This is a genomic window from Pantoea sp. Lij88 (genome assembly GCF_030062155.1).
Taxonomy (GTDB): Bacteria; Pseudomonadota; Gammaproteobacteria; order Enterobacterales; family Enterobacteriaceae; genus Pantoea.
This window is the reverse complement of record NZ_CP118269.1, coordinates 941,404-966,965: the sequence shown is the minus strand read 5'-3', so window position 1 is coordinate 966,965 and position 25,562 is coordinate 941,404. Positions and strand designations below refer to the sequence as shown.

The 25,562-nt window shown below is 53.6% G+C and carries 21 protein-coding genes and 1 pseudogene; 17 read left to right on the top strand and 5 right to left on the bottom strand.

What is annotated here, in order from left to right; all coding sequences use genetic code 11:
• Positions 1 to 11 precede the first annotated feature (11 nt).
• From PU624_RS08425 to oxlT, 4 genes and pseudogenes are all read left to right on the top strand, one after another.
• Positions 12 to 1,490 (top strand): hypothetical protein, encoded by a 1,479-nt coding sequence (locus tag PU624_RS08425; protein ID WP_283547264.1) that lies wholly within the window; start codon positions 12 to 14, stop codon positions 1,488 to 1,490.
• A gap of 2 nt (positions 1,491 to 1,492) precedes the next feature.
• Positions 1,493 to 2,395 carry a DNA adenine methylase gene (locus PU624_RS08420; RefSeq protein ID WP_047955992.1) on the top strand — a complete coding sequence of 301 codons (903 nt, stop codon included), beginning with the start codon at positions 1,493 to 1,495 and terminating at the stop codon, positions 2,393 to 2,395.
• 458 nt (positions 2,396 to 2,853) lie between these two features.
• Positions 2,854 to 3,976 (top strand): annotated as a pseudogene (locus PU624_RS08415) (IS3 family transposase).
• 859 nt (positions 3,977 to 4,835) lie between these two features.
• Positions 4,836 to 6,110, top strand: a complete 1,275-nt coding sequence (gene oxlT / locus PU624_RS08410; RefSeq protein ID WP_283547263.1) for an oxalate/formate MFS antiporter — start codon at positions 4,836 to 4,838, stop codon at positions 6,108 to 6,110.
• Positions 6,111 to 6,176: 66 nt separating this feature from the next.
• On the opposite strand, the gene cirA is transcribed toward oxlT, so the two are convergent.
• Both cirA and PU624_RS08400 read right to left on the bottom strand, forming a co-directional pair.
• The gene (gene cirA / locus PU624_RS08405) at positions 6,177 to 8,150 is read right to left on the bottom strand and encodes a catecholate siderophore receptor CirA (protein WP_283547262.1); all 1,974 of its coding nucleotides are present in this window, start codon (positions 8,148 to 8,150) and stop codon (positions 6,177 to 6,179) included.
• 50 nt (positions 8,151 to 8,200) lie between these two features.
• Entirely contained in the window at positions 8,201 to 9,304 is a 1,104-nt protein-coding gene (locus PU624_RS08400) for an ABC transporter substrate-binding protein (RefSeq protein WP_283547955.1), read from the bottom strand.
• Positions 9,305 to 9,712: 408 nt separating this feature from the next.
• Here PU624_RS08400 and PU624_RS08395 point away from each other — a divergent pair, with 408 nt between their 5' ends.
• The 7 genes from PU624_RS08395 (at position 9,713) to PU624_RS08365 (ending at position 15,895) form a co-directional block, all read left to right on the top strand.
• Positions 9,713 to 11,149, top strand: a complete 1,437-nt coding sequence (locus tag PU624_RS08395) for a circularly permuted type 2 ATP-grasp protein (protein ID WP_283547261.1) — start codon at positions 9,713 to 9,715, stop codon at positions 11,147 to 11,149.
• Positions 11,143 to 12,069, top strand: coding sequence for an alpha-E domain-containing protein (locus tag PU624_RS08390; protein ID WP_283547260.1), 927 nt, complete (start codon positions 11,143 to 11,145; stop codon positions 12,067 to 12,069). Before PU624_RS08395 ends, PU624_RS08390 begins: the two co-directional genes overlap by 7 nt.
• Positions 12,066 to 12,848, top strand: coding sequence for a transglutaminase family protein (locus PU624_RS08385; protein WP_283547259.1), 783 nt, complete (start codon positions 12,066 to 12,068; stop codon positions 12,846 to 12,848). Before PU624_RS08390 ends, PU624_RS08385 begins: the two co-directional genes overlap by 4 nt.
• A gap of 81 nt (positions 12,849 to 12,929) precedes the next feature.
• On the top strand, positions 12,930 to 13,658 hold the full coding sequence (locus tag PU624_RS08380; RefSeq protein ID WP_283547258.1) for a proteasome-type protease: 729 nt from the start codon (positions 12,930 to 12,932) through the stop codon (positions 13,656 to 13,658).
• 121 nt (positions 13,659 to 13,779) lie between these two features.
• Positions 13,780 to 14,025, top strand: a complete 246-nt coding sequence (locus tag PU624_RS08375) for a DUF2543 family protein (protein ID WP_283547257.1) — start codon at positions 13,780 to 13,782, stop codon at positions 14,023 to 14,025.
• Positions 14,026 to 14,225: 200 nt separating this feature from the next.
• On the top strand, positions 14,226 to 14,714 hold the full coding sequence (locus tag PU624_RS08370; RefSeq protein ID WP_135907825.1) for a cold-shock protein: 489 nt from the start codon (positions 14,226 to 14,228) through the stop codon (positions 14,712 to 14,714).
• Between the two features lie 326 nt (positions 14,715 to 15,040).
• On the top strand, positions 15,041 to 15,895 hold the full coding sequence (locus PU624_RS08365) for a PA4780 family RIO1-like protein kinase (protein ID WP_283547256.1): 855 nt from the start codon (positions 15,041 to 15,043) through the stop codon (positions 15,893 to 15,895).
• Positions 15,896 to 15,953: 58 nt separating this feature from the next.
• Here the strand turns inward: PU624_RS08365 and PU624_RS22295 are convergent, their stop codons facing one another.
• A complete protein-coding gene (locus tag PU624_RS22295; protein ID WP_370584677.1) occupies positions 15,954 to 16,001 on the bottom strand; it encodes a hypothetical protein in 48 nt (15 codons plus the stop codon).
• A 49-nt stretch (positions 16,002 to 16,050) separates the two neighbouring features.
• The gene (mgtA, locus tag PU624_RS08360) at positions 16,051 to 18,753 is read right to left on the bottom strand and encodes a magnesium-translocating P-type ATPase (protein WP_283547255.1); all 2,703 of its coding nucleotides are present in this window, start codon (positions 18,751 to 18,753) and stop codon (positions 16,051 to 16,053) included.
• A 658-nt stretch (positions 18,754 to 19,411) separates the two neighbouring features.
• Here mgtA and PU624_RS08355 point away from each other — a divergent pair.
• The 6 genes from PU624_RS08355 to speG all read left to right on the top strand — a co-directional run bounded on the left by PU624_RS08355 (position 19,412) and on the right by speG (position 25,131).
• Positions 19,412 to 20,980: an ABC transporter substrate-binding protein gene (locus PU624_RS08355; protein ID WP_283547254.1), complete on the top strand. Its 1,569-nt coding sequence runs from the start codon at positions 19,412 to 19,414 to the stop codon at positions 20,978 to 20,980.
• Positions 20,980 to 22,032 carry an ABC transporter permease gene (locus tag PU624_RS08350; RefSeq protein ID WP_283547253.1) on the top strand — a complete coding sequence of 351 codons (1,053 nt, stop codon included), beginning with the start codon at positions 20,980 to 20,982 and terminating at the stop codon, positions 22,030 to 22,032. Before PU624_RS08355 ends, PU624_RS08350 begins: the two co-directional genes overlap by 1 nt.
• Positions 22,029 to 22,886 (top strand): ABC transporter permease, encoded by an 858-nt coding sequence (locus PU624_RS08345; protein ID WP_010257750.1) that lies wholly within the window; start codon positions 22,029 to 22,031, stop codon positions 22,884 to 22,886. The genes PU624_RS08350 and PU624_RS08345 overlap by 4 nt, the downstream gene beginning before the upstream one ends.
• The gene (locus PU624_RS08340) at positions 22,876 to 23,706 is read left to right on the top strand and encodes an ABC transporter ATP-binding protein (RefSeq protein ID WP_283547252.1); all 831 of its coding nucleotides are present in this window, start codon (positions 22,876 to 22,878) and stop codon (positions 23,704 to 23,706) included. Before PU624_RS08345 ends, PU624_RS08340 begins: the two co-directional genes overlap by 11 nt.
• Entirely contained in the window at positions 23,699 to 24,376 is a 678-nt protein-coding gene (locus tag PU624_RS08335; protein ID WP_283547251.1) for an ABC transporter ATP-binding protein, read from the top strand. The genes PU624_RS08340 and PU624_RS08335 overlap by 8 nt, the downstream gene beginning before the upstream one ends.
• 209 nt (positions 24,377 to 24,585) lie before the next feature.
• Entirely contained in the window at positions 24,586 to 25,131 is a 546-nt protein-coding gene (gene speG / locus PU624_RS08330; RefSeq protein WP_283547250.1) for a spermidine N1-acetyltransferase, read from the top strand.
• Here the strand turns inward: speG and PU624_RS08325 are convergent, their stop codons facing one another.
• Positions 25,132 to 25,551 carry a hypothetical protein gene (locus tag PU624_RS08325; protein WP_003850357.1) on the bottom strand — a complete coding sequence of 140 codons (420 nt, stop codon included), beginning with the start codon at positions 25,549 to 25,551 and terminating at the stop codon, positions 25,132 to 25,134. It lies immediately after the preceding gene.
• Positions 25,552 to 25,562 lie beyond the last annotated feature (11 nt).

The window sequence follows — 25,562 nt, the reverse complement described above, 5'->3', positions numbered from 1 at the left end:
ACGGAAGTTTTATGGCCACTACACAACAATTGAAAGTAAAAGAACTAGTTTTAGATCTTAAAAATTATCGAACAGTCGCCCAAGATAATGAAATTGATGCCATCAAAGCTATGATTACAATCAGTCCTGATTATTTTTGGGGGTTAATGAATAGCTTGCTTGATGATGGATATCTTCCAACAGAAAATATTATCATACTTCGCGAAAATAACGTAGATCTTGTAAAAGAGGGAAATCGTCGCATTGCTTCACTTAAAATAATACATGGATATATAGATAAGAGTAATTTTGATTTGCCATCAGAAATAGAAAGCAGAATAAATGTGTTGCCTAACACATGGCTAGTTCAAAATGAAATGGTTCCATGCACAATTTATGATAAAAATGAGGCGGATTTAGTCAATAAAATCGTTACCCTTACTCATGGCAAAGGTCAAAAAGCTGGACGCGATGACTGGGAAACCGTTGCTCGAGCGAGACATAACCAGCAAGTAAATTCAGCCCCTGAGTATGGTTTAACACTGCTTGAGAAATATCTTGAACATGGTCAAAACCATTCAACTGAACAAAAGCTAAGATGGTCGGGAAAATATAACCTTTCTGTTTTAAATGAAGCGCTCCCTAAAATATATGAGAGAGTTGACTGCACTTCAGTTATGGACCTAGCTCTAAACTATCCAAACATAAAATATAAAAAAGAATTAGAATCAGTTATCTATGCTATTGGTCTAGAGGGATTGACGTTTACTGATATTCGTACATCTAGTGATTTCTTAATACGGTACGGGTTTCCACCTCTGAACACGAAAAAAAACAAGACTAATATCAACTCAAATAATACATCTTCATCCACTCAAAATGCCTCTGCAGGGACTAATAACTCATCCTCAAATAATTCATCACAGAATAGTTCAGGTAGCTCTGGAACAAATGGAACCGCTGCGAAAAGCTCAACGCCAAATAGCAACACTTCTGCAGCAAATAATGGTTTTTCGTCTGCAAAAAAATCAGCCACCTCAACAAACGATATAAAAACAGTAAGAAAATTATTGCGTAGCCTGAAACTATTTGGACCAAATAGATCTAAACTATTAGACATTAAAAAAGAAATGGAAAAATTAAAGCCTGAGGAACACCCCATTGCATTTATTTTTCTTCTAAGATGTATGGTTGAAATATCTGCTAAGGCGTATTGTGATGACATAAGTTCATCCCAAGGCTCTCCCAAATATATTAAAGCAGATGGTAGCGACAGAAATCTAGCCGATGTATTAAGAGACATAGTAAGTTATTTAACTCAAAACAAAACTGACAAACAAATGGTAAAATTATTACATGGCCCATTAACAGAAATAACGCGCCAAGATGGTTTATTGTCAATAACCTCAATGAACCAGCTAGTGCATAATCCAAACTTTGTTATCCGTAGTAATGATATTCCGGGTCTTTTTGTATGCATTTTCCCACTAATTGAAAAAATGAATAACTAATTATGGCTAAATATAGAACACCACTAAGATACCCCGGCGGGAAACAAAAGCTAACCCCTTTTGTTTTGGAACTAATTATTGCGAACGGAATGGAAGGCTGTCAATACGTTGAACCGTATGCAGGTGGAGCCGGTGTTGCAATGCAGCTTCTCATTGATGGACATGTGAAGAATGTTCATCTCAATGACTCATCTTATCATATCTATGCATTTTGGCATTCAATATTAAACGATACGGAAAAATTCTGTAATCAGATATCTAAGTCATTATTAAATATTGATGAATGGAAAAAGCATCGTGAAGTAGTACGTCATCCATCAGAACATAGTATTTTTGATGTTGGTTTTTCGACCTTTTATTTGAATAGAACTAATCGTTCAGGAGTATTAACTGGCGGGGTTATTGGTGGATTATCACAAGAAGGTAAATGGAAAATTGACGCAAGATTTTCACATTCAGAGCTAATAAATCGTATAGAGTTAATTGCATCCAAAAAAGATAGTGTTTTTGTTTATAATAAAGATGCAGAGGATTTTTTTGCTGAAAATGTTATAGCCTTCCCCGAAAATACTTTTATGTATTGTGATCCGCCTTACTTTGACAAAGCAAGTGGCCTATATCTTAATTATTATAAGCCAGAAGATCATGAGAGAATAGCTAATACAATACAAACAATCGATAATATCAAATGGATTGTTTCATATGATGGTGTTGAAAACATACTTAGCTATTATAAAAACAGGAAAAAATTCCTCTATCAGCTTCAATACAATGTTTCTAAAGTGTATAAAGGGAACGAAGTTTTCATTTTTTCAGATGATATGGTCATTCCCAGAGATTCTGGCTTAAACTATATTTCTCATGCATTGAAGAATAATCCACAAGTATTTGAAGCGCGTATTTGATTTAAAGCACTATGAACATATTATAATATATGTTGTTAAAAGGGCCTTTCGGCCCTTTTTCCCCATTAATTAATATACTATAAAATTAGATCCTCCCTTTACTCAGGGCCAACTGTCAAATCTCAGTGTGTGCTTTTTCATGTAATCCCACCTAATATAGCTTAACAGGCGGAATGTCTCACTACGTGAATCACCCACCCATACAAATGTTTTTTAATCTATGCATCATCAAGAACAATAGCGGAATCCTTAAAAGGGAACCGCCGCCATTCTTCTTGACGTCCTAAATATAGGAGTTGTCATTTAGTCTTACTGGAGAGATTGCGGCGTTCCATGAATGACTTATAACGTTCATCAGCTTATTTTTGAAGCTTTTCAGTATCAAATTGACCTGCTCCCCGTTGATTAATACACCGTGATGTTAGTAATGTCTTCCTAATCCACATGAAGGTATCCCCATGAAGAAGCGATTTTCCGACGAAGAGATCATCAGTATTCTTCGCGAGGCTGAAGCCGGGGTTTCTGCCCGTGAACTCTGCCGCAAGCATACCATTTCAGACGCCATCTTTTACACCTGACGGAAGAAGTTCGGCGGCATAGAAGTCCCCGAAGTGAAGCGGCTCAAGTCACTTGAAGAGAAGAACGTTCGTCTCAGGAAGCTGCTCGCTGAAGCCCTGCTGGACAAGGAGGCGCTTCAGGTGGCTCTGGGCCTAAAGTTCTGACGACAGACCAGAAGCGGGAAGCTGTGGAAATCATGTGTGAGACATCGGGCCTGTCGCAATGCCGTGCCTGTAGGCTGGCCGGTCTGTCACTTTCAACCTGCCATTATTCGGCTCAGCGTCCGGCTGCTGATGCGCAACTGTCGCTACGCATCACAGAGCTGGCATTTGAACGCCGCCGATTTGGTTACCGGCGCATCTGGCAGTTACTGCGCCGTGAAGGCCTTCAGGTTAATCACAAGCGCGTGTACCGCCTTTATCATCTCAGCGGGCTGGGCGTAAAACGCAGACGACGTCGTAAAGGACTGGCAACGGAACGTCTGCCGCTACTCCGCCCGGCAGCGCCAAACCTGACATGGGCGATGGACTCTGTCATGGATGCACTTGCCAGTGGCCGCCGGATTAAGTGTCTGACATGTGTGGATGATTTCACGAAGGAGTGTTTGAAGATCACCGCCGCTTTCGGTATTTCAGGTGATCAGGTCGCGCGTATTCTGGACAGCATTGCGCTGTTTCGTGGATATCGGGAGACGATAAGAACCGATCAGCGTCCGGAATTTACCTACCGCGCGCATTGGATTAATGGGCCTTTTAATATGGTGTTGATTTACACTTAATCCAGCCGGGCAAGCCAACGCAGAACGGATTTATTGAGAGTTTCAACGGTCGCTTTCGGGATGAATGCCTGAATGAACACTGGTTCAGCGATGTTTTTCATGCCCGGAAAATCATTAATGACTGGCGGCAGGACTGTAACGAGTCGAGACCTCATTCATCGCTGAATTATCAGACGCCGGCTGAATTTGCAGCTTGCTGGAGAAATGGAAAAATAGAAGGTAACCAAACCGATATTACTAACTGATCGTTGTATCTAACACTGGGGGCAGGTCAGTGTGCTTATGGCACGGAGTTGGTTATTGCCACTATGCAGCGCCTAATAAAAGCACTTCACGCTTACCGACTTCTGCTCTTTTCTATCAGCCTGACCAAGGTGATCACCCTTAGTCAACACTAGTGAACATCCCCACTTAAACGAGTCGATACTTAACTTGATGAATCTGATAAATAAAATTAACAACTTGAACACTTTTTTCTAAAATAATTTTATTTGGATTTTAGGTCGACTGCTGGTGTCCTAACGAAGCCATTTCGGGTTATGAGATCCTATAATTGGTACCGGTTTAGGTAAACGAAACAAAGCGGAATTGAATAAAAACTCAATTTTATATGAGCATATATTTTCTATTAAGAATTCCGCAGCCTAGTAATGTTTTACCATAACCAAGATCTAAGCCTTGAAAGCCTGCATTTCGTAAGCTCTTCGGACTCATTAGTATCTTAAATTTATTCAGCAAGTTTTGAGGCCAGCATATTAAATCCGCCCACTTCAGGTGCTAAACCTTTTTCGTTGCACCTTTCAGTACAGCCTCCAAAGCCAGCCTATACCCAATGACCTTTCTGACTGACCACCATCCGTCTCCCACGCACCATCTCAGCGCACTCATTTTTTGCACCCCATCACATTTATTCCGCCCGCAATACTATTACTGATTGAATTTAAAGATTTTTTTAAACTGGCACACATCCTGCTTTATCGCTTTACGTGCATATCTGCGTATCGGGATGGTTTCGGAGAATGAGCATTTAAAAGTAATGGTTTGAATAGGTGCGACGACAAAAAAGTGGTTAAGCAGAGCAAAGCGTAATTCTGGAGAAAGATAATGGCCTCGATGAGCGAACCGGTAGTAATAGCGAAACACAGCAAGTGGGTACAGCTTCTGCTTGGATTACTTTGCATGGCAGCCATTTCCAGCCCGCAGTACGTCTGGACGCTGTTGACCAAACCGATGATTGCTAAACTCGGCGTCGGTCTGGCGGAACTTCAGGTCACATTCTCGCTGCTGATTATTCTGCAGACCTTTTTCTCACCCTTTCAGGGTCGGCTGGTCGAGCGTTTTGGCCCACGTCTGCTGATCTCCATCGGTACACTGATGGCAGGTTTCAGCTGGGTGATCGCCGCCCGGGTCAACAGCCTGACCTCACTCTATCTGGCCTATGGCTGCCTTGGCGGACTGGGTACGGGTATTGTTTACATCGGCGTGGTAGGACTGGTGATGAAGTGGTTTCCACAGCAGCGCGGTTTTGCCGCCGGAACCGTGGCGGCGGGCTACGGTATGGGGGCAATTTTCACCACCTTCCCGATTTCTATTTCTCTTAATAGCTACGGGCTGGAACAGACGATGACGACATTTGGCCTCATCTTCGCCGCTGTGGGTCTGCTTGCCAGCCAGAACCTGAGACTGCCTGAAAACAGCATGATGATGCCGGACAGTAAAACAGCGTCACCCGTGCTGGGACAGCGCCAGTTTAAATCCGGGGAAATGCTGCGCCAGCCGCTATTCTGGCTGATGTTCATGATGATGACCATGATGTCGACTTCGGGGCTGATGGTGACTTCGCAGATGGCGATTTTTGCCGAAGACTTCGGCATTAGCAAAGCAGTGATTTTTGGCATGGCCGCCCTGCCGCTGGCGCTGACCATCGACCGTTTCACTAACGGCTTAACGCGTCCCCTATTTGGTTTTATTTCTGACCGCTACGGCCGCGAAAATACGATGTTTATTGCCTTCGCGCTGGAAGGTGTGGCGATGACGCTGTGGCTTGCCTGCCGCGAAGATCCGTTGCTCTTCGTACTGCTTTCAGGCGTGGTGTTCTTCGGCTGGGGCGAAATCTTCTCACTGTTCCCATCCACACTGACCGACACCTTTGGCAGTGAAAATGCCTCAGCAAACTATGGCTGGCTGTATATCTCGCAGGGTATCGGCGCAATCTTTGGCGGCCCGCTGGCGGCACTGATGTATCAGCACACCCATAACTGGCACCTGGTCTTTGGCTGCGCGATTACCTTCGACTTCATCACCGCCGGTCTGGCGTTGTGGGTTCTCAAGCCCTGGCGTACGCGATTCCTGCACGCGCAAAATAATCATTCACACTGATTATCAGGTAGTGAACAAAGCGCTTAAAACTGCCGGGACTTCAACCGTCCCGGCCACGATTCAACGTTAAAAACTATAATCCACAGCAGCGAAATACCTTCTGCCATCTTCGTTATAGCTGTAGTCGTCGCGGTTGAGATCTTTATCAGTCAGGTTCAGAACCCCTGCCCTGATCTTCACCGCTTTATTCACCTTATACGACCCGCCGGTATTCCAGATGGTGTATCCGCCCGGCGTAGCGTTGCCGTCAGTCACGGTGCGGCTCTTCCCTTTGTAGTTAGCGGAAAGATAGAAGCTCCACTCCTCCAGCGGTTTCCAGTCAAGCGTCGCATTACTGGTGTGGAACGGCAGTGCGGATAATGGTTTGTTGCCGCCGTTACTCAGGTCGCGGGCGTCGTTGTAGGTGTAATTCAGTTTGAGGTTCAGCCTGTCGGTGACGGGCAGACCGAGTTCGGTTTCCAGCCCGCGGATCCGGGCTTTATTCACGTTGTAATAGCGGAAGATCGGATTGCCGCTGGCATCAAATCCGGCAAAGTTCTGATAGGTCGGGGCCAGACTGCGGTTAGCGGTGCGGATAACCGTAATCATGTCGTCGATATCGTTCTGGAACACCGTTGCGCTGGCGGTCACCTCTTCAAGAAGGCCTTCCTGACCGGCGTAATAGAGGCCGAACTCTACGTTTTCGCTGGTTTCCGCCTTCAGATCCTTACTGCCTACAACATTACAACTGCCACGGCACGAGGCACTTTGCCAGTCCGGGCTGAGCTGCAGCAGCGAAGGCGCTTTGAAAGCGGATGCCCAGCCGCCTTTCATCGTGACCGTATCAGTGGCGTTGTAGACCAGATAAGCACGCGGACTCCAGTTCACGCCGTAGTTTTCGTGGTCATCCATACGCACGCCGCCGGTGAGCGCCAGGTTTTCGAAGATGTGCCATTCATCTTCCAGGAACAGCGCATACTGGTTCGCCTGCGTACTGCCGCCATTTTTCATGTTCACCGCGTCTTCCAGTTTATCGTTGCGGTATTCGCCGCCGAACGTCAGGAACTGGGTGTAATTGCCCAGCGGGATGACCACTTTGCCGTCGAGAGCGTTGTTTTTCGAGGTGATGGTTTGGGCGTTTTTGTTTTCGATTTTTTCACCGTAGAGACGCAGTTCGGTATTCGCCCCTCCCCAGCGGCCAGTGTGGCCGAGCGAGTAGTTTTCGCGTTCGAGACGGTTTTTATCCAGCGTGTCGGAGTTACGATCCTGACGATCCATCCCGTAACCGAACGTGATGTCCTGATCTTTATCGGGCGTCAGTGAGAATTCGACACTGCCGTTGCGCGATGTGTAGCCTTCGATGCGCGGCTGACCGGTACTGCCGCTGGCAGAACTGGCCTGATCTTTCTCGCGTTTACCCAGCGCACCGTACACTTTCACGCCCAGTAAATCGTCCACCAGCGGGCCGCTGGCAAAAAAATTACCGTTGCCGCTGTCGCCGCGATCGCGGTGTTCCTGAACGGTGGTATCGGCGCTCAGCGTGCCGTGCCATTGCGTGCCGACTTTACGGGTGATGATATTGACCACGCCGCCCAGCGCGTCAGAGCCGTAAAGGGATGACATCGGCCCGCGTACCACTTCGATACGTTCGATTGATTCCGCGGGGATCCAGCTCAGATCGAAATCGTTATGGCGGAATACGGCGTTGCGGGAATTGACGCGTTTGCCATCGACCAGGATTAGCGTATAGCCGCTGCCCAGTCCACGGATGCTGACACCCTGACGGTTGTCGCTTTCATTGGTGATCTGTACGCCGGGAACGTCTTTCAGCACATCTTTGAGGTTTTGTACCGGTTTTTTCTGCAGGTCTTCGCGGGTGATTACGCTGATGCTGGCTGGCGCATCTTTCAGGTTCTGTTCGATAGCGGAGGCCGTCACCACCATCTGATCTTCATTCTCTTTCACTTCTCTGGCGTCTTCCGCCATGACCGGCATCGCAGCAGCAATCAGCTGTGCGAGCAGCCCGGCTTTAACAGCCGGTGTAAATTTAACCTTAACCATCTTTTCTCTCCGTGAGGTAAAACGCCCCGGCAGGCGGGGCAAAGTCCCTTTTACTCTGTCCAGTAAGTGCCGGTCGGTTCGACGGCGAGGAACTGTTTATAGAGTTGTTTTTGTGTTTGCTGCGGATCGAGATCGGCAAACTTCTGCGGATAAAATGCTTTGGCGAAGAACTGCACGGCCAGCACGTTATAGGGGGAGTTGTAGTAGTTGTGCCAGATGCCAAAACTACGGCCATCCTGGACCGCTTTTAGCGTGCTGATCCCTTTACGCGCCAGAAGCGGCTTCAGGCTGGCGCTCGCCTGTTCGGGTGTGGTCTCCGCGCCCAGCACTAAACCGGCAGGTAGCTCACCGGCTTTCGGCGGTCTGGCTCCCCCGCTCACCAGATACACATCCGGCTGCTCGGCGATGACTTTTTCCAGATTCACCTGACCAAGAGGGCCCGGCAGCAGAGGTTTAGCGATATTCACGCCGCCCGCCAGATCGATAAAGTCACCCATGTTGCCGTTCCCGGCTGAGCGGCAACATTCATCTGCTGTCGAAGCGCGCAGTTCGATAAAGACTTTCGGTTTATCCGGCTGAGGAATGTCGCGGGTCACATCGGTGACGCGTTTGATGTTGTCCTGATAGAAGCGGATATAGTCCTGCGCCTGCTTCTCCCGGTTCAGGACTTTACCCAGCAGCGCCATACTCGGCAGGGTGTTTTTGAGCGGAGAAGTGCGGAAATCGACAAACACGACGGGGACACCGGCGTTTTGCAGCTGTTTCACCAGCTCACTGCCTTTCCCCGGACCATGACCCGACAAACCGAAAATCGCCAGCTGCGGTTTCAGCGTCAGCACTTTTTCCGGGCTGATGGTGTCAGCGCTGGTCGTGCCAATTAGCGGGATGTTGTCGATTTGCGGGAATTTCGCCCGATACGTGGCGTAGGTTTGCGGGTCAAGCTTACGGAAATCGCCCTGCCAGCCGACGATACGATCAAAAGGTTTCTGGCCTTCGAGCAGCGAAAGGGCGAAGAACAACCGGCCCTCTCCGAGTACTACACGCTGAACCTCATCCGGCACGGTGACCGTGCGTCCCGCCACGTCTGTGACGGTGACCGCCTGCGCCGTCACACTGATCAACCCGAAGGTGAGTCCTGCGAATCCTGCAGCCATCTGTTTGCCGGAAAGCGCTTTACCTGTTCTCTGATGATAATTCATCTTCTTCCGATTCCTTTTCGTTTCCCTGAAGAAGGGCAAACAATAATGAAAACGAGAACAGTTATCAATTACATTTACATTTCAGAAAAGTGAGGCAATTCCGGGAGGACAGCCCACTCAGACATCATCCAATCTGAGGGCTGTTGAATCAGAACTCTTGGGCTGACAAACGCCAGAACCGTGGCCAGTTTTTTGCCCCTCACGAGTTACTAAGCGCCATATTAAGACACGCCCGCGCCAGGCCTGCACCATAAAGGGGCTTTTAACGCCACAACATCATGGCTTTGCACCGTTACGCTTCTTCTGAGGCTGGCACACTTTATGCTTGGATAGATGACAGCCTTTAACGTCTGCGAGGTGACGATGCTGAATATCAATCTCTCCGCTTCACCCTTTTTTGATGAGATGCTTCTGGCTGAAGGCGAACACCGTGACCACTACGCCGCCTACTGGCAATGGCTGCAACAGGCTGATCATCAGGCTGTACAGCGCAAGCGGGAAGAAGCCGCCCTCCTGTTTCACCGGGTAGGGATTACGTTTAATGTCTACGATGACGATAATGGTGCAGAACGGTTGATCCCGTTCGACAGCGTGCCACGTATTATTCCGGCCGCTGAATGGGCCATGCTCGATGCCGGCATCCGCCAGCGTGTGCAGGCGCTCAACGCCTTCCTCTACGATATCTACCATGAACAGCATATTCTGAAGGCGGGAATCATTCCGGCAGAACAGGTTCTGGCTAACGAACAGTATCAACCCTGTATGCAGGGCGTTGATCTTCATCGCAATATCTATGCACATATTGTCGGCGTGGATATGGTGCGTAACAGTGATGGCGAATATTACGTCCTGGAAGATAACCTGCGCACACCTTCCGGCGTCTCCTATATGCTGGAGAACCGCAAAATGATGATGCGGCTCTACCCGGAACTGTTTGCCCAGCAACGCATTGCTCCCGTAGAACGTTATCCGTCGCATCTTTTACAAACGCTTCGCGAAAGCTCACCCGTCAACGATCCCACCGTAGTGGTCCTGACCCCTGGCCGCTTTAACAGTGCTTACTTCGAGCACAGTTTCCTGGCCCAGCAGATGGGCGTTGAGCTGGTTGAAAGCGCCGATCTGTTTGTGAAGGATGGCATGCTGTTCATGCGCACGACTGCCGGGCCATGCAGAATACATGTGATCTATCGTCGGGTTGACGACGCCTTCCTCGATCCGCTGGCGTTCCGCCCGGACTCCATGCTCGGCGTACCGGGACTGCTGTCGGTCTACCGGGCGGGCAATGTCGTGCTGGCCAATGCCATCGGCACTGGCGTGGCTGATGACAAATCTATCTACCCCTACGTACCGGATATGGTGCGCTTTTATCTGCAGGAAGAACCGATCCTCAACAACGTGCCAACCTGGCAGTGCAGGCATAAAAATGAGCTGTCGTATGTGCTGGCCAACCTCGAAAAAATGGTCGTGAAAGAGGTTCACGGCGCTGGCGGTTACGGCATGTTGATTGGCCCCGCCGCGAGCAAAGCTGAGCTTGCCCACTTCCGTGACCTGTTGCTGGCGCGTCCGCAGAATTACATCGCGCAAAACACGCTGGCGTTGTCCACCTGCCCCACGTTTGTCAACGAGGGCCTGGCACCACGTCATATCGATCTCCGCCCCTTTGCGCTCAGTGGCGCGGAGATCCGACTGGTGCCCGGCGGGCTTACCCGCGTCGCGTTGACGGAAGGATCGCTGGTCGTCAATTCGTCACAGGGCGGCGGAACCAAGGACACCTGGGTACTGGAGGATGATATATGCTGAGCCGGACTGCCAGTGAACTCTATTGGATGGCCCGCTATCTGGAGCGGGCAGAAAATATCGCCCGGGTGCTGGACGTTACCAACAAGCTGTCGATGATGCCCATCCGCAACGGGGGGACTCATGATCTGCTGGTACCGCTCAACCTGACCAGCACCAGCGAGCTATATGCTGAGACCTGGCCGACACTGACGATGCCCAATCTGGTCAGTTTTTTCGCCCTGGATAACCGGAATTACAGCAGCATCTTCAGTTGCCTGCAGATGGGCTGGAATAACGCGCATGCGGTGCGGGGCAGCCTGTCATCCGAAGTCTGGGAATGTATCAATGCCACCTGGATCGGGATGAAGTCGATACGCCGTCAGGGCATCGGCTCAGACGGTGCCGACGCCTTCTTTGACTGGGTGAAAGAACGCTCTCATCTGTTCCGTGGGGCCATGTTCGGTACCCTGCTCCGCAGCGACGCGATGCACTTTATCCGTCTCGGGACGCTGCTGGAACGGGCTGATGGCACCGCCCGGCTGCTGGAGGTGAAAAACAGACTGCTGGATATTGATGACGACCCCGTGCGCGAATATTACCGCATGGACACTCTGCTACAGGCGGTGAGCGCGCGCGAAGCCTACCATAGTATTTACAAGCAGCCCCTGAGCCGGGAAACCATCGCCGAACTGATGATCCTGCGCAACGAGCTGCCGCGTTCGTTGCTGGCGTGTATCAACGATATGGTTCAGCAGCTGGAGCTGATAGGTGGCCGTGCAAACCAGCCGCGCCGCCTGGCGCATATCCTGCACGCCGAGCTGCGCTTCAGTTCCATGAAAGACCTGAGCCGAATCGGGCTGAACAACTGGCTGGAAGCCTTTCTCGCTCAGGTAAACGAGATCGCCGAAAGTATTCATCACACTTATCTGGAGGCGCAATGAAACTTAGCATTGAACACAACACGCACTATCGCTACGACCAGGCGGTGCAACGGAGCATCCAGTATCTGCGGCTGACGCCTCAGGAATCGCCTCATCAGCGCATACTCTCCTGGGAACTGACCCTGCCGGAAAAAGCGGTTTGCACCACGGATGCCTTCGGCAACATCATGCATGTGCTGACACTCGATGAACCGCATGAGTCCATTACGATTCAGGCACATGGCGTGGTGGAGATAGAACACGGCATTGAAGATCAGGCTCAGGGACATTTGTCGCCGCTGGTCTTCCTGCGCCACAGTCCGCTGACCCAGCCCGATGCGGAAATTCGGGCTTTCGCCCTGCGCTATTATCAGCCCCAGGCGATTCTGGCCGCCCTGGAAAGCCTGATGGCAGACCTGCTGCTCAGGATGCCCTACACGCCCGGTTCTACCCTGGTGACCGACAGTGCCGCAGAGGCTTTCGCCGCCCGTACCGGGGTGTGCCAGGATCATACGCATGTCTTTCTGAGCTGCTGTCGTAGCCTGAATATACCGGCACGCTACGTCAGTGGTTACCTGCACAGCAAAGATTCTACCCATGTCGCGACCCACGCCTGGGCCGAAGTCTGGGTGGAAGACCGCTGGCACTGCTTTGACATCACCAACAATACCCGTATACCTGATCAACACCTTAAGCTTGCCGTCGGCATTGATTACCTGGACGCCTGTCCGGTGCGCGGTTTACGGATTGGCGGGGGATACGAAGATATGTGTGCGATTGCCGCCGTACAAATGATGTAAAGTGACCTGTAGCAACTTGCTGATGGTGAAAACTTCATGCACGCTTATGGCGTGCAAATCTTTTTTTGAGGGAAGTGTGGTATGACCTATTGTGTGGCCATGCGCCTGTCATCCGGGCTGGTCTTTGCATCCGATTCACGTACCAATGCGGGCGTGGATCATATTTCCACCTTCCGTAAACTGCACGTGTTTCATCAGGACGGCGATCGTACGCTGGTGCTTCAGACTGCCGGTAATCTGGCGACCACGCAAAGTATTATCAGCCTGCTGCGACACCGCAGCAGGAATGCCGATTGTCCCAATCTGCTGAATGTCTCCAGCCTCTATGAGGCCGCGTCTCTGATAGGTGAGACGGTTCGTGAGGTGATCCAGCGGGACAGTGAGGCACAACAGAATGGCAGTACGACTGACTTCAGTTGCAACCTGCTGCTCGGCGGGCAAATCAACGGGGATGATATTGGCCTGTTCCATATTTACCCACAGGGTAATTTCATCGAAGCCACCCGCGATACACCCTATTTCCAGATTGGTGAGAGCAAGTACGGTAAACCGATTATTGACCGGGTGTTGCACTACGACATGTCTCTGGAGCAGGCGATGCAATGCGCGCTGATTTCACTGGATTCGACCCTGCGCAGCAATCTGTCCGTTGGCCTGCCGCTCGACGTTATGATCTACCCGTGTGATAGCTTCAGCGATGCCCGGCAATACCGCATTACCGAAGATCACCCGTACTTCACGACGATCCGTAAAGGCTGGGGAGAAGGCTTAGTCAGCACCTTCAAACAGCTACCGCCGCTGGTTCTCTAGTCAGAATCGGGCATCCTGTTCCCCTTTACAGCCCCAGCCTAAACACGAAATAATACCCGCCACGAACCGGGCCAACGCGCCTGGTCACTCTTTAATCCGACCTGAACCCTGCGGACAACCTATGAATAACGAAATTTCTCTCAAATATTATGATGTCGCAGATGAGTACGCGACGGAGTCCGCTAAGCCCGTGAGCGAGGAAGAACGTACCCCGCTGGCGCATTACTTCCAGCTGCTGATCACCCGTCTGATGAACAACGAAGAGATCAGTGAAGAGTCGCAGCAGGATATGGCGCGTGAAGCGGGTATCAGCGAAGAGCGTATCGATGAGATTGCTGAGTTCCTGAACCGCTGGGGCAACGAGTAACAGCCCCTCACCGGCAGACGCGGTTTACCTTGTCTGCCGGTTAAGCCGCAAGACTGAACACCGCATTCCCCTCCGCGCGTGGCATCCGCCCCACTCCCTCTGGCGCAGACGAAAATTATCATCCAGACTTATATAGTCTGCGCAGGCATTGTGATTTACACTGCGCGCTGTAAAAAACTGAGTAGATTAAGCAGGCAAAAATGGCGATGAACGGAACGATCACAACCTGGTTTGAAGATAAAGGTTTTGGCTTTATCAAAGATGAAAACGGCGATAACCGCTATTTTCATGTGATTAAGGTCGCCAATCCTGATCTGATAAAGAAAGATGCGGCGGTGACGTTTGAACCCACCACCAACAACAAAGGCTTATCCGCCTATGCGGTGAAGGTCGCGCCAACCAGCAAATACATCTATATCGCAGGCGAGCGTCTTAAGATCACCTCGATTAAATCTTACCTGGTCTATAACGAAGAAGTCCCGGTTGATGCCGGTGTCGACAAAGAGAACGCGGTGCTGTCAGTGGGTCTGTTGCTGAATAACATCCGTCCGAAGTCTGACCCGAATGCCAGTGAGATGCGCTCACTGAAAAAGCTGGCGGTGACTACCTTCCAGGGAACGACGCTGATCTTCTCCGAAGATGAGATCGACATTGAAAGCACGGTTAAAGTGCTTAAAGGTCTGAAGTAATCCCGCAGGCAGGCCGGAATTCTGTTTGCAGGGTTTTGGCCCTGAAACTCCCACCAGCCTGCTATTCAGGCACATTTCTCTGATCCAAAATTCCTGTGCGCCGGGCTGCTCCGCGACAACGTCTTCCTCTGGCAGATAAAACCGCCCTGCACTCCCCCCTAATCCCTTGTTTATGATAAAACAAAGGTCAAAAGCGCAGGTCATTAAGGTTCATCCCCACAAAGCGACTTTCCAGGGTAGAATCGGATACTTTGTTCAGTCATTGCCAATGTTTTCCATCATCGCAAAGTGATACGAAAAGCGGGTGAAATAAGGTATAAAGCCGCATGAAAATCCCAAACAGAATCCAGCCCCTGGTCGATGACGGCCTGATTGACGATGTCCTGCAGCGGCTGAAAAGCGGCAAAGAAGCAGACGTCTATACCGTGCTATGCGGCGGCAAGGTGCAGTGCGCCAAAGTCTATAAAGAAGCGACCCAGCGTAGCTTCAAGCAGGCGGTGCAGTATCAGGAAGGACGTAAAACCCGTAACAGCCGTAACGCCCGCGCCATGCAGAAAGGCACGAAGTTCGGCCGTAAGCAGCAGGAAGAGTCCTGGCAGACCGCCGAAGTGGATGCCCTGTTCCGCCTGGCGAACGCCGGTGTTCGCGTGCCCCAGCCTTATCTCTGTATCGACGGTGTGTTACTGATGGAGCTGGTGACCGACGCCAATGGCTCGGTTGCGCCGCGCCTCAGCGATGTCACGCTTTCCGAAGAGCAGGCGGTTACCGATTTCCACACCATGATCCGCAATATCGTGCGCATGCTCTGTGCCGGTATCGTGCATGGCGACCTGTCCGAGTTTAACGTACTGCTGGATGAACAGGGACCGGTGATTATCGATCTGCCACAGGCGGTTGATGCGGCGGCCAATAACCATGCCGAGTCGATGTTCGAACGTGACGTAGACAACATCACGTCCTACTACGGCCAGTTCGCTCCGCAGCTGCTGAAGACGCGCTATGCCAAAGAGATCTGGCTGCTGTATGAAGATGGCAAGCTGACTCCGGAAACGCCGCTTACCGGCGAGTTTGTGGAAGAAGAGCGCGTGGTGGATATGGATTCTCTGATGGATGAGATCATCACCGCAGAAGATGAATATTACGAGCGTCAGCGCGCCAGCCGCGAGCGCGACGAAGAGTAAATAAAAAAGGCAGCGAGTCGATTCGCTGCCTCTTCACTACCGCACTATCACAACGTCCTCACCGCACGATGACCGTCAGCGCAATCAGAGTTAAGCCGATGATCATCACGCCGACAAAGACCTTATCGAGCCTGCTTTTTTTCATCTTCGCCTCCCTAGAACCACTGACCAAAACGACGGATGTAGAAACGTTTCATGCCCTGCGCCACCAGGCAGTAGCTGAACAGCGTCAGCACCAGCCATGGGAAGTATTGCCATGGCAGCGGCACCAGACCGACCATCGCACCCAGCGGTGAGAACGGAATCAGGATGCCCAGCGCCATCACCGCCAGCGTGGTCAGCATCACCGGTAAGGTGGCGCGACTCTGGATAAACGGAATCTTCCGGGTACGCAGCATATGCACTACCAGCGTCTGAGACAGTAGCCCCTCGATAAACCAGCCGGACTGGAACAGTGACTGCACGCCCGCATGGTTAGCGCCGAATACGAACCACATCAGTGCAAAAGTAGTGACGTCAAAAATTGATGACGTTGGCCCCATCCACAGCATGAAGCGTTTGATATTGCCGGCATCCCATTTGCGCGGCTTATTCAGAAACTCACGGTCAACCTTGTCCCACGGCAGCGCCAGCTGAGAGACGTCATACATCAGGTTCTGAATCAGCAGATGAATCGACAGCATCGGCAGAAACGGAATAAAGGCACTGGCCACCAGCAGCGAGAAAACGTTGCCGAAGTTCGAGCTGGCAGTCATGTTGAGATACTTGATGATGTTGCCAAAAGTCTCGCGTCCTTTGAGTACACCCTCATTCAGCACCTGCAGATCTTTCTCCAGCAGGATGATGTCCGAAGAAGCTTTCGCCACATCTGCCGCGCTATCAACGGAAATCCCGGTGTCGGCCGCCCGCAGTGCTGGCGCGTCATTGATGCCATCGCCAAGGAACCCGACGGTGTGCCCGTTTTGTTGCATCAGGCGCACCAGCCGTGATTTCTGCAGCGGCGTCAGCTGGGCAAACAGGGTGCAGCGCTCTGCTTCCTGCGCCAGCTCATCATCGTTCATCGCCTCAATCTGATCGCCGGTCAGCATCGCCGGATCGGTCAGCCCGACATCGGCACAGACCCGCAGTGTGACCAGCGGATTGTCACCGGTCAGCACTTTCACCGTTACGCCGCTGTCGCGCAGGGCTTTAATCGCCTTGCCCGCGCTGGCTTTCGGTGGATCGCGGAAGGTCAGCATGCCCTGGATAACCAGATCGCGCTCGTCGCTGTCGCTAAGCGGCGCGCGCAGCTCGCCATCACGGGTGGCCACCAGCAGCACCCGATAACCCTGCTGATGATAGTGTTCGGTCTGTGCCAGCAGGGCCGCACGCTGCGCCGCATCCAGTGCCACTACCGCATCGCCCTTCCGCACGGCAGTGCTCACCGCCAGCATCTCTTCCACGGCGCCTTTGCAGATCAGCTGTGAACGATGCTGAGCCAGATCTTCCACCAGCACCGACACCCGACGGCGGTTAAAATCGAACGGCAGCTCATCGACCAGCTGAAACTGGCTGCGCTGAGACTGTGAAATGAATTTATCGCCCACGCTCAGCACGGCACGGTCCATCAGGTTTTTCACGCCACTCTGGCTGCCGCTGTTGAGCCAGGCCAGCAGGAGAACCCGGGCATCTTCGTTGCCCTGCGCATTCAGATGATGCGCCAGCAGGATGGTGTCCTGGGTCAGCGTGCCGGTTTTATCGGTGCAGAGCACATCCATCGCGCCGAGGTTCTGAATGGCGTTGAGCTTTTTAACGATCACTTTGCGACGTGACATCGCCACCGCACCTTTGGCCAGGTTGGCGCTGACAATCATCGGCAGCATTTCCGGGGTCAGCCCGACTGCTACCGCCAGGGCAAACAGCGTGGCATCCATCCAGTCGCCTTTGGTGAAGCCGTTAATCAGCAGCACCACCGGCACCATTACCAGCATAAAGCGGATCAGCAGCTTACTGACGCTGTTAACCCCGCGATCAAACGCGGTCTGCGGACGGCTGCCGGTCAGCGATGAGGCCAGCGAGCCAAACCAGGTATCGCCGCCGGTCGCTACCACCACTGCGCAGGCTGTGCCGCTGGCCACGCTGGTGCCCATCAGGCAGATATTCGGTGATGCCAGCAGCTCTTTGGCCGTCTGACCTTCGCCGTCGACCCCCGCATCGCTGCTGTGTTTCTCCACCGGCAGCGACTCGCCGGTCAGCACCGCTTCACTGATAAACAGGTTACGTGAACTCAGCAGGCGCACATCGGCAGGCACCTGATCGCCGGTGCTGAGCAGAATGATATCGCCCGGCACCAGCTCACTCATATCCACATCCTGGCGCTGTGCGCTTTCGCTGTCCGCCTCACGCCGCAGTACGGTGACCTGGCTGCGAACCAGTGACTTCAGCGCCTGCGCCGCACGGTTGGTACGAAACTCCTGCCAGAAGCGCAGCAGCCCGCTCAGCATCACCATGGTGCAGATGATGATCACTCCGGAAAGATCGGTCTCCTGACCGGCGCGCAGCGGCAGCACGTAGTCCGTCACAAAACTCACCAGCGCCAGGACCAGTAATACGTAGATGAACGGGTTATTAAACGCCAGCAGCAGCTGAATCAGCGCCGGTGGGGCTTTCTCATGGGCCACTTCGTTGCGGCCATACAAAGCCAGTCGTTTCGCCGCTTCAGCCTGAGTCAGGCCCTGACGATGGCTGCGCAGATGGGCCAGCGTCATCTCAACGTGCTGGCCTGCCTGCTGCGCTACGGCAAACATTTTTTTACTTTTTTTATCAACGCGGTTGCCGGTGGACGTGTTCGCAACCTGTTCCAGTTTCATGTCGCTCATTTCGACATCTCCCTGATTTAAAGCAATAGTTGTCCTGCACGCAAAATAAGGTGCATAGATAAAACCTGGCGTGGCCGGGTTATTTAATTGGGTGACCTTCAGGAATAATCACGTTATTCCGCCTGCGCAGGAAATAATGACGCGCACAGGGATAGCCGGCGTGAGTTAAACGCAGCGTTTTAAAGGTCTGAGATCGGCGATCGGGCGCAGCCTGGGCTACGCCAGTCGGGGCGGAGGAAAAAGAGCGAATATAAACAGCAGCATAACGCGCACTCCTGTGGGTGACAGGATTGAAAATAAGGAGCGCGATCGTTAATTAAAGCGGGGATCGCTGCTCGCCGGTCGGCAAGCAGCATAGGAAATTCAGCTTGCCAGAATTAAAGTTAATCGGGTATCACTGTCCAACTGAATTCTCCTGAAGTTATCTGCCGCCATTATAAAGAGAGGCCGTCTTCGGTAAAGCAATACCGCCCTGAATAACGGTTTCGTTGAGGATTTGTTTCTGCTCAGATTGCCGCTTCGTTAACGGCATGGCGATCTTCTTATAACCTCTCGCTTACGCTTATAACCTTTTGACATATGGTTAGCCTATATTCGACTATTCTTCGCATCGGCCCTTTCGTAAACTCGCGTAACTTTTTAGAGGCAAGGAAATTTCATGAAAACTATAATTCCATCACTGCTGGCGCTGACGCTGGCTGCCGCCTTCACAGCACAGGCCGCAACACCGAAAGATACGCTGGTGATTGCCCAATCTACTGACGACGCCGACAGCTTCGACCCGGCCAAAGGGTTTGAACTGACCAGCGTTCAGGCTTTCACTAACATCTATCAGCGTCTGGTGCAGTCTGACCCGCAGAATCCGGTGGATCTGAAACCCACGCTGGCGACCTCATGGCAGCCTGGCAGCGACAATCGCAGCCTGACCTTTGAACTGCGCAAAGATGCGAAATTCTCCACCGGCAACCCGCTGCGCCCGGAAGATGTGATCTTCTCGCTGGGCCGCGTGGTGAAGCTGAACCTGGATCCCTCTTTCATCCTGACTCAGCTTGGCTGGACCAAAGATAACGTCGATGGCTTCCTGAAGAAGGTCGACGACAATCATGTGCAGATCAGCTGGACTGCCAACGTCAGCCCGACCTACGTGCTGAGCCTGCTCTCTGCCCCGGTTTCTTCGATCGTCGATGAAAAAACCGCGATGGCGAATGCGAAGAATGGCGATTTCGGTAACGCCTGGCTGGCAACCCACTCAGCGGGCAGCGGTCCGTACCAGATCCGTAAAGTGGTGATGCATCAGGTAGTGCTGCTCAGCGCCAACCCGACCTCACCCGCGGGCGCGCCAAAAATGAAGAACATCCTGATCAAGAACGTACCGGAACCGGCTGCGCGTCGTCTGCTGCTGGAACAGGGTGATGCCGATATCGCCCGTAACCTGGGCGCCGATCAGATTGCTGCGCTGAACGGCAAGAAAGGCGTGAAGACGGAAGCGATTCCAATGGCGTCCCTCTACTACATCCAGTTCAACATCGGCGCGAACGAGACGATGAAGAACCCGGCCTTCTGGGAAGCGGCACGCTACCTGTGGGATTACAAAGGCATCGCCAATGAACTGCTGAAAGGCCAGTTTGACGTGCATCAGAGCTTCCTGCCGAAGGGCTTCCTGGGCGCGATCAACGACACGCCATACAGCTACGATCCGGAAAAAGCCAAAGCGATTCTGAAGAAAGCGGGCCTGAGCAACGTCACCTTCAAGCTCTCCACCAGCAACCAGCCGCCTTATCTGGATATCGCGCAGGCGCTGCAGGGCAGCTTTGCCAAAGCGGGCGTGAAAGTGGAAGTGGTGCCGGGCCTGAGTTCAGAAGTCTCGACCAACGTGAAAGCGCATAAATATGAAGCGACGCTGAACGCCTGGGGCTCCGACTATTTCGATCCGAACACCAACGCCGCCTCGTTTGCTTACAACCCGGAAGATGGCAGCAAAACCATCGCTTACCGCTCAGACTGGCATATTCCTGAGCTGAACAAGCAGGTGATTGCAGCAACGGCGGAAAGCGATCCGAAGAAACGCATCGCGCTGTATGAAGCGATGCAGCGTGAAGTCATGAAGAACTCACCTTACGTGATTGGGATGCAGGCGAAGAACCTGATCGCCCTGCGCGACAACCTGAAAGGCTATGTGCAGGGCATTAACCCTGACATGGTGTATTACTCGCAGGTCACTAAGTAATGGCACAGTCTGTCCCTTCAGCCGGGTTCGCCCGGCTTTTTTGGCAGCGTGGCGGACGGCTGATCGGTAGCGTGTTATCGCTGCTGGTCACGCTGCTCGGCCTGCTCGCCTTCACCTTTATGCTGTCGCATCTCTCGCCGATTGATCCGGTGCAGCAGATCGCCGGCGATCACGCCAGTGAAGCGACCTATGCGCAGGTGCGTCATGACCTGGGTCTGGACGAGCCGGTGCTGATGCAGTTCTGGCGCTACGTCGAACATCTGGCTCACGGCGATCTGGGTGTCTCCCGTCTGACCAATCAGTCGGTGAGCGGCGACCTGATGACTACCTTCCCGGCCACCATTGAGCTGGCGACCTGCGCGATGATCTTCGCGGTGGTGTTCGGCGTCTCGCTGGCGCTGCTGGCGGCGTGGAAACCGGGCAGCTGGATCGATAACCTCGCCCGCTTTATCTCGCTGCTGGGCTACTCGGTGCCGGTGTTCTGGCTCGGCCTGCTGGGCCTGCTCCTGTTTTATGCGGTGCTGCACTGGTCCGCCGGACCGGGGCGGCTGGATGATATCTGGGTCTATACGCTGGAGCCGAAGACCGGCTTTGTGCTGATCGACAGCTGGCTGTCGGGTGAACCGGAGATGTTCCGCAACGCGATTGCGCACCTCTGGCTGCCGGTGGTGATCCTCGGCCTGCTGGCGATGGCGGGCATCACCCGCCTGCTGCGTGCTGCGCTGCTGGAAGAGAGCAGCAAAGAGTATGTGGTGCTGGCGCGTGCCAAAGGCGCGGGTCGGGTACGCATCCTGCTGCGCCATATCTTCCCCAATGTGCTGGGCACCCTGGTGACGGTCATCGCCCTCTCCTACGCCACGCTGCTGGAAGGCTCGGTGCTCACCGAAACCGTCTTCGCCTGGCCGGGTGTGGGTCGCTACATGACCAATGCGCTGTTCTCCGGCGATGTGCCGGCGATTCTGGGCTCAACCCTGTTGATCGGCAGCTGCTTTATCCTGATTAATACCCTGGCGGATGTTTTAACCTGGTTAACCGATCCGAGAACCCGATGACGCAACAACTCTCTGAACTCGAAACGCTGCGGCCACGCCGTCGCCGTCAACGCGTGACCTCGTTAACCGTTGGGCTGACGCTGGTCGCGATTCTTATCCTGATGGCGCTGCTGGCACCGCTGATTGCGCCGTTCGACCCGAATGTGCAGACCATGTCGAGTCGCCTGCTGGCGCCGTCAGCGCAGCACTGGTTCGGCACCGACGGCTTTGGCCGCGATCTGCTGTCGCGGGTGATTTACGGCGCCCGTCCGACATTGCTGCTGGTGTCGCTGATCCTGGTGCTGACCATTCCGGCCGGACTGCTGATCGGCATCACCGCCGGGTACGTTGGCGGCTGGACTGAACGCCTGCTGATGCGCATTACCGATATCTTCCTGTCGCTGCCGAACCTGGTGATCGCGCTGGCGCTGGTGGCGATTCTCGGCCCTGGCCTGATGAACGGTGCGCTGGCACTGGCGCTGACCAGCTGGCCGCCGTTTGCCCGTCAGGCACGCGCTGAAACCCTGGCGCTGCGCCGCAGCGACTACCTGGCCGCCGCGCGGATGCAGGGAATTACCGGTTTTCGCCTGATGTTCGGTCATATCCTGCCGCTCTGTATGCCGACTGCGGTAGTCCGTGCCGCGCTGAGCCTGGGCGGGATTATCCTGGCCGCGGCCGGACTCGGCTTCCTCGGCATGGGCGTTCAGCCGCCGACGGCAGAATGGGGTTCGATGGTCGCCGAAGGCAGTAAAGTGATCTTCGATCAGTGGTGGGTTGCTGCCGCGCCGGGCGCGGCCATTCTGTTTGCCAGCCTGGCCTTTAACCTGACAGGCGATGGCCTGCGCGACCGACTGGATACCCGACATGCAAAATAATCTGCTCCATGCCGAAGGGCTGACCATTCGCAGCGATGAAGCGCTGCTGGTCGATAACATCAGCTTTTCCGTGGGCCGTGAGCGCGTGGCGCTGGTCGGTGAGTCCGGTTCCGGCAAGTCACTGACCGCCCGCAGCCTGATGGGCTTACTCTCCCCCGCGCTGCATCTGCAGGCCAGCCAGCTTCAGGTCGCCGGTGAGAATGTGCTGACGCTGAGTGAGCGTCACTGGAACCAGCTGCGCGGTAATCGCGTGGCGATGGTGATGCAGGATCCGAAATATGCCCTTAACCCGACACGCACCATTGGCTGGCAGGTGGAAGAGCCGCTGATTCTGCATCGCCGCCTGAGCCGTGCAGAACGCAAAGAGAAAGTGTGTGAAATGCTGGATGCGGTCGGCCTGCCCGATCCGCGTCGCCTGATGCAGCAGTATCCGCATCAACTCTCGGGTGGCATGGGCCAGCGCGTGATGCTGGCGATCGCCCTGATCACCGATCCCGACTTCCTGATCGCCGATGAACCGACCTCCGCGCTGGATCACGCCATGCGCGATCAGGTGCTGGCGCTGATTCGCGGTCTGGTGGAAGCGCGCAATATGGGTCTGCTGCTGATAAGCCATGATTTGCAGCAGGTCTCGGAACATTGCGAGCGGGTCATGGTGATGTATAAAGGCCGGTTGCTGGATACGCTGCCCGCTGCCGATCTGCCGCACGCGACCCATCCTTACACCAGCACACTGTGGGCCTGCCGTCCGGGCAAAGCGACTCACGGACAGACATTGCCGGTGCTGGATCGCGCTGCGCTGGAGGCGAATTATGATTGAGTTACGCAATCTCAGCGTCGCCCATAAACAGGGTTATGACCTGCGCACCGTGGTGCACGAGGTTAATCTGGAGGTTAACGCTGGCGAGTGTTTTGGTCTGGTGGGGCCATCGGGCTGCGGCAAGTCGTCACTGCTGTGGGTGCTGGCGGGTCTGAACCCACACTGGCAGGGCCAGATGCAGCTTGCCGGTCACGAGGTTCAGCCGGGCAAAGCCTTCACCGGCGCGCTGCGTCAGGAAGTGCAGATGGTGTTCCAGGACCCTTATGCTTCACTGCATCCGCGTCACCGACTGCGTCGCACGCTGTCAGAACCGCTGAAGCTGCTGAAACGCGACAATATTAACGATCGTATCGATCAGGGTTTCCGTCACGTCGGACTCGATCCTGCGCTGGCAGATCGTTATCCGCATCAGCTCTCCGGCGGACAGCGTCAGCGCGTCGCCATCGTGCGCGCCCTGCTGCTGCAACCGAAGATTCTGCTGCTGGATGAGCCGACATCGGCGCTGGATATGTCGGTGCAGGCGGAGATCCTTAATCTGCTCAACGATCTGAAACAGCAGGATGGCCTGACTATGGTGCTGGTCAGTCACGATCCCGATGTTATCGATCACATGTGTGATCGCGCGGTGCGTATGGCGCAGGGTCGCATCATCGAACAGATCTCTGCCTGATCCCAGGCCGGACGGCGCTGACCTGCCGTCCGGCTTTGCTGCATTCGCCCGCACTTCTTAGCTCCCTCTTTGTCCGCTTTTAACCCTCTTCTCCCCTGCCAGAACGGCACGCGGTTCGCTGAAGCCAGCAACGGTCTCCCACTGCGCAAAACGCAGCATCAGGCTGATGCGGTATACTCGCGGCAATTTTTCTGAAAAGGAGTCAGACGATGACGGTAAAACTGCGTCCGCTGGAGCGGGAAGATCTGCACTTTGTCCATCAGCTGGATAATAACGCCAGCGTGATGCGTTACTGGTTCGAGGAGCCGTATGAGGCGTTTGTGGAGCTGTCCGATCTCTACAACAAGCACATTCACGATCAGACGGAACGTCGCTTTGTGGTGGAGCACGAGGGGCAGAAAGCGGGATTAGTGGAGCTGGTCGAGATTAACCATGTGCACCGCCGCGCCGAGTTTCAGATCATCATCGATCCGGCCCATCAGGGCAAAGGGCTGGCCACGCAGGCGGCAAAGCTGGCGATGGATTACGGCTTCTCGGTGCTGAATCTTTATAAGCTCTACCTGATTGTCGATCAGGAGAACGAAAAAGCGATCCACATCTACACCAAGCTCGGCTTCGAGATCGAAGGCGTACTTAAACATGAGTTTTTCATCAACGGGGAGTACCGCAACACCATCCGCATGTGCATTTTCCAGCATCAGTATCTGGAACGCCATAAAACGCCAGGCGGAATGGTGAAGCCGACCGCGCAGTAATCAGCCGCGCGCGCCAACCGGGTTCATGAAGGGACGCGGATGTTCCGGCTTGAGGTCGTACATGCCTCCATAGAAGGGGTCGACCAGCAGCCAGCCGGGGAATCCACCCAGCGGAATGTTGCCCAGCAGATACCAGAGGTTAGCGCGTGCCTCAATCGGCACCGTGACCGGCACGTAGCCCGGACTTTCCAGCATCAGCAGGTAGTGCTTTTTGCCGAAGTAGCGGCCGGTGGATTTTGCCAGCTCAACGGTCTGCGGCGTGAAACCCTGCGCAACCGCGTAGCCACGCTCATCCTGCACGGTAAAGCGCGCGCCCTGCGGCAGAGAGTCGATGCGCACCATTTGGGTTTCAGTGCCGACAATGGTGGCGCAGCCGCTAAGCAGCAGCGCGGCGGCCAGAGCCAGAATTCGCTGTTTCATGAAGGGGTCCA

What these genes read in the sequence shown, in the direction of transcription:
- PU624_RS08425 (WP_283547264.1), top strand. Translation starts at nt 12, where the DNA reads ATGGCCACTACACAACAATTGAAAGTAAAAGAACTAGTTTTAGATCTT.
- PU624_RS08420 (WP_047955992.1), top strand. Translation starts at nt 1,493, where the DNA reads ATGGCTAAATATAGAACACCACTAAGATACCCCGGCGGGAAACAAAAG.
- oxlT (WP_283547263.1), top strand. Translation starts at nt 4,836, where the DNA reads ATGGCCTCGATGAGCGAACCGGTAGTAATAGCGAAACACAGCAAGTGG.
- cirA (WP_283547262.1), bottom strand. Translation starts at nt 8,150, where the DNA reads ATGGTTAAGGTTAAATTTACACCGGCTGTTAAAGCCGGGCTGCTCGCA.
- PU624_RS08400 (WP_283547955.1), bottom strand. Translation starts at nt 9,304, where the DNA reads ATGGCTGCAGGATTCGCAGGACTCACCTTCGGGTTGATCAGTGTGACG.
- PU624_RS08395 (WP_283547261.1), top strand. Translation starts at nt 9,713, where the DNA reads ATGCTGAATATCAATCTCTCCGCTTCACCCTTTTTTGATGAGATGCTT.
- PU624_RS08390 (WP_283547260.1), top strand. Translation starts at nt 11,143, where the DNA reads ATGCTGAGCCGGACTGCCAGTGAACTCTATTGGATGGCCCGCTATCTG.
- PU624_RS08385 (WP_283547259.1), top strand. Translation starts at nt 12,066, where the DNA reads ATGAAACTTAGCATTGAACACAACACGCACTATCGCTACGACCAGGCG.
- PU624_RS08380 (WP_283547258.1), top strand. Translation starts at nt 12,930, where the DNA reads ATGACCTATTGTGTGGCCATGCGCCTGTCATCCGGGCTGGTCTTTGCA.
- PU624_RS08375 (WP_283547257.1), top strand. Translation starts at nt 13,780, where the DNA reads ATGAATAACGAAATTTCTCTCAAATATTATGATGTCGCAGATGAGTAC.
- PU624_RS08370 (WP_135907825.1), top strand. Translation starts at nt 14,226, where the DNA reads ATGGCGATGAACGGAACGATCACAACCTGGTTTGAAGATAAAGGTTTT.
- PU624_RS08365 (WP_283547256.1), top strand. Translation starts at nt 15,041, where the DNA reads ATGAAAATCCCAAACAGAATCCAGCCCCTGGTCGATGACGGCCTGATT.
- mgtA (WP_283547255.1), bottom strand. Translation starts at nt 18,753, where the DNA reads ATGAGCGACATGAAACTGGAACAGGTTGCGAACACGTCCACCGGCAAC.
- PU624_RS08355 (WP_283547254.1), top strand. Translation starts at nt 19,412, where the DNA reads ATGAAAACTATAATTCCATCACTGCTGGCGCTGACGCTGGCTGCCGCC.
- PU624_RS08350 (WP_283547253.1), top strand. Translation starts at nt 20,980, where the DNA reads ATGGCACAGTCTGTCCCTTCAGCCGGGTTCGCCCGGCTTTTTTGGCAG.
- PU624_RS08345 (WP_010257750.1), top strand. Translation starts at nt 22,029, where the DNA reads ATGACGCAACAACTCTCTGAACTCGAAACGCTGCGGCCACGCCGTCGC.
- PU624_RS08340 (WP_283547252.1), top strand. Translation starts at nt 22,876, where the DNA reads ATGCAAAATAATCTGCTCCATGCCGAAGGGCTGACCATTCGCAGCGAT.
- PU624_RS08335 (WP_283547251.1), top strand. Translation starts at nt 23,699, where the DNA reads ATGATTGAGTTACGCAATCTCAGCGTCGCCCATAAACAGGGTTATGAC.
- speG (WP_283547250.1), top strand. Translation starts at nt 24,586, where the DNA reads ATGACGGTAAAACTGCGTCCGCTGGAGCGGGAAGATCTGCACTTTGTC.
- PU624_RS08325 (WP_003850357.1), bottom strand. Translation starts at nt 25,551, where the DNA reads ATGAAACAGCGAATTCTGGCTCTGGCCGCCGCGCTGCTGCTTAGCGGC.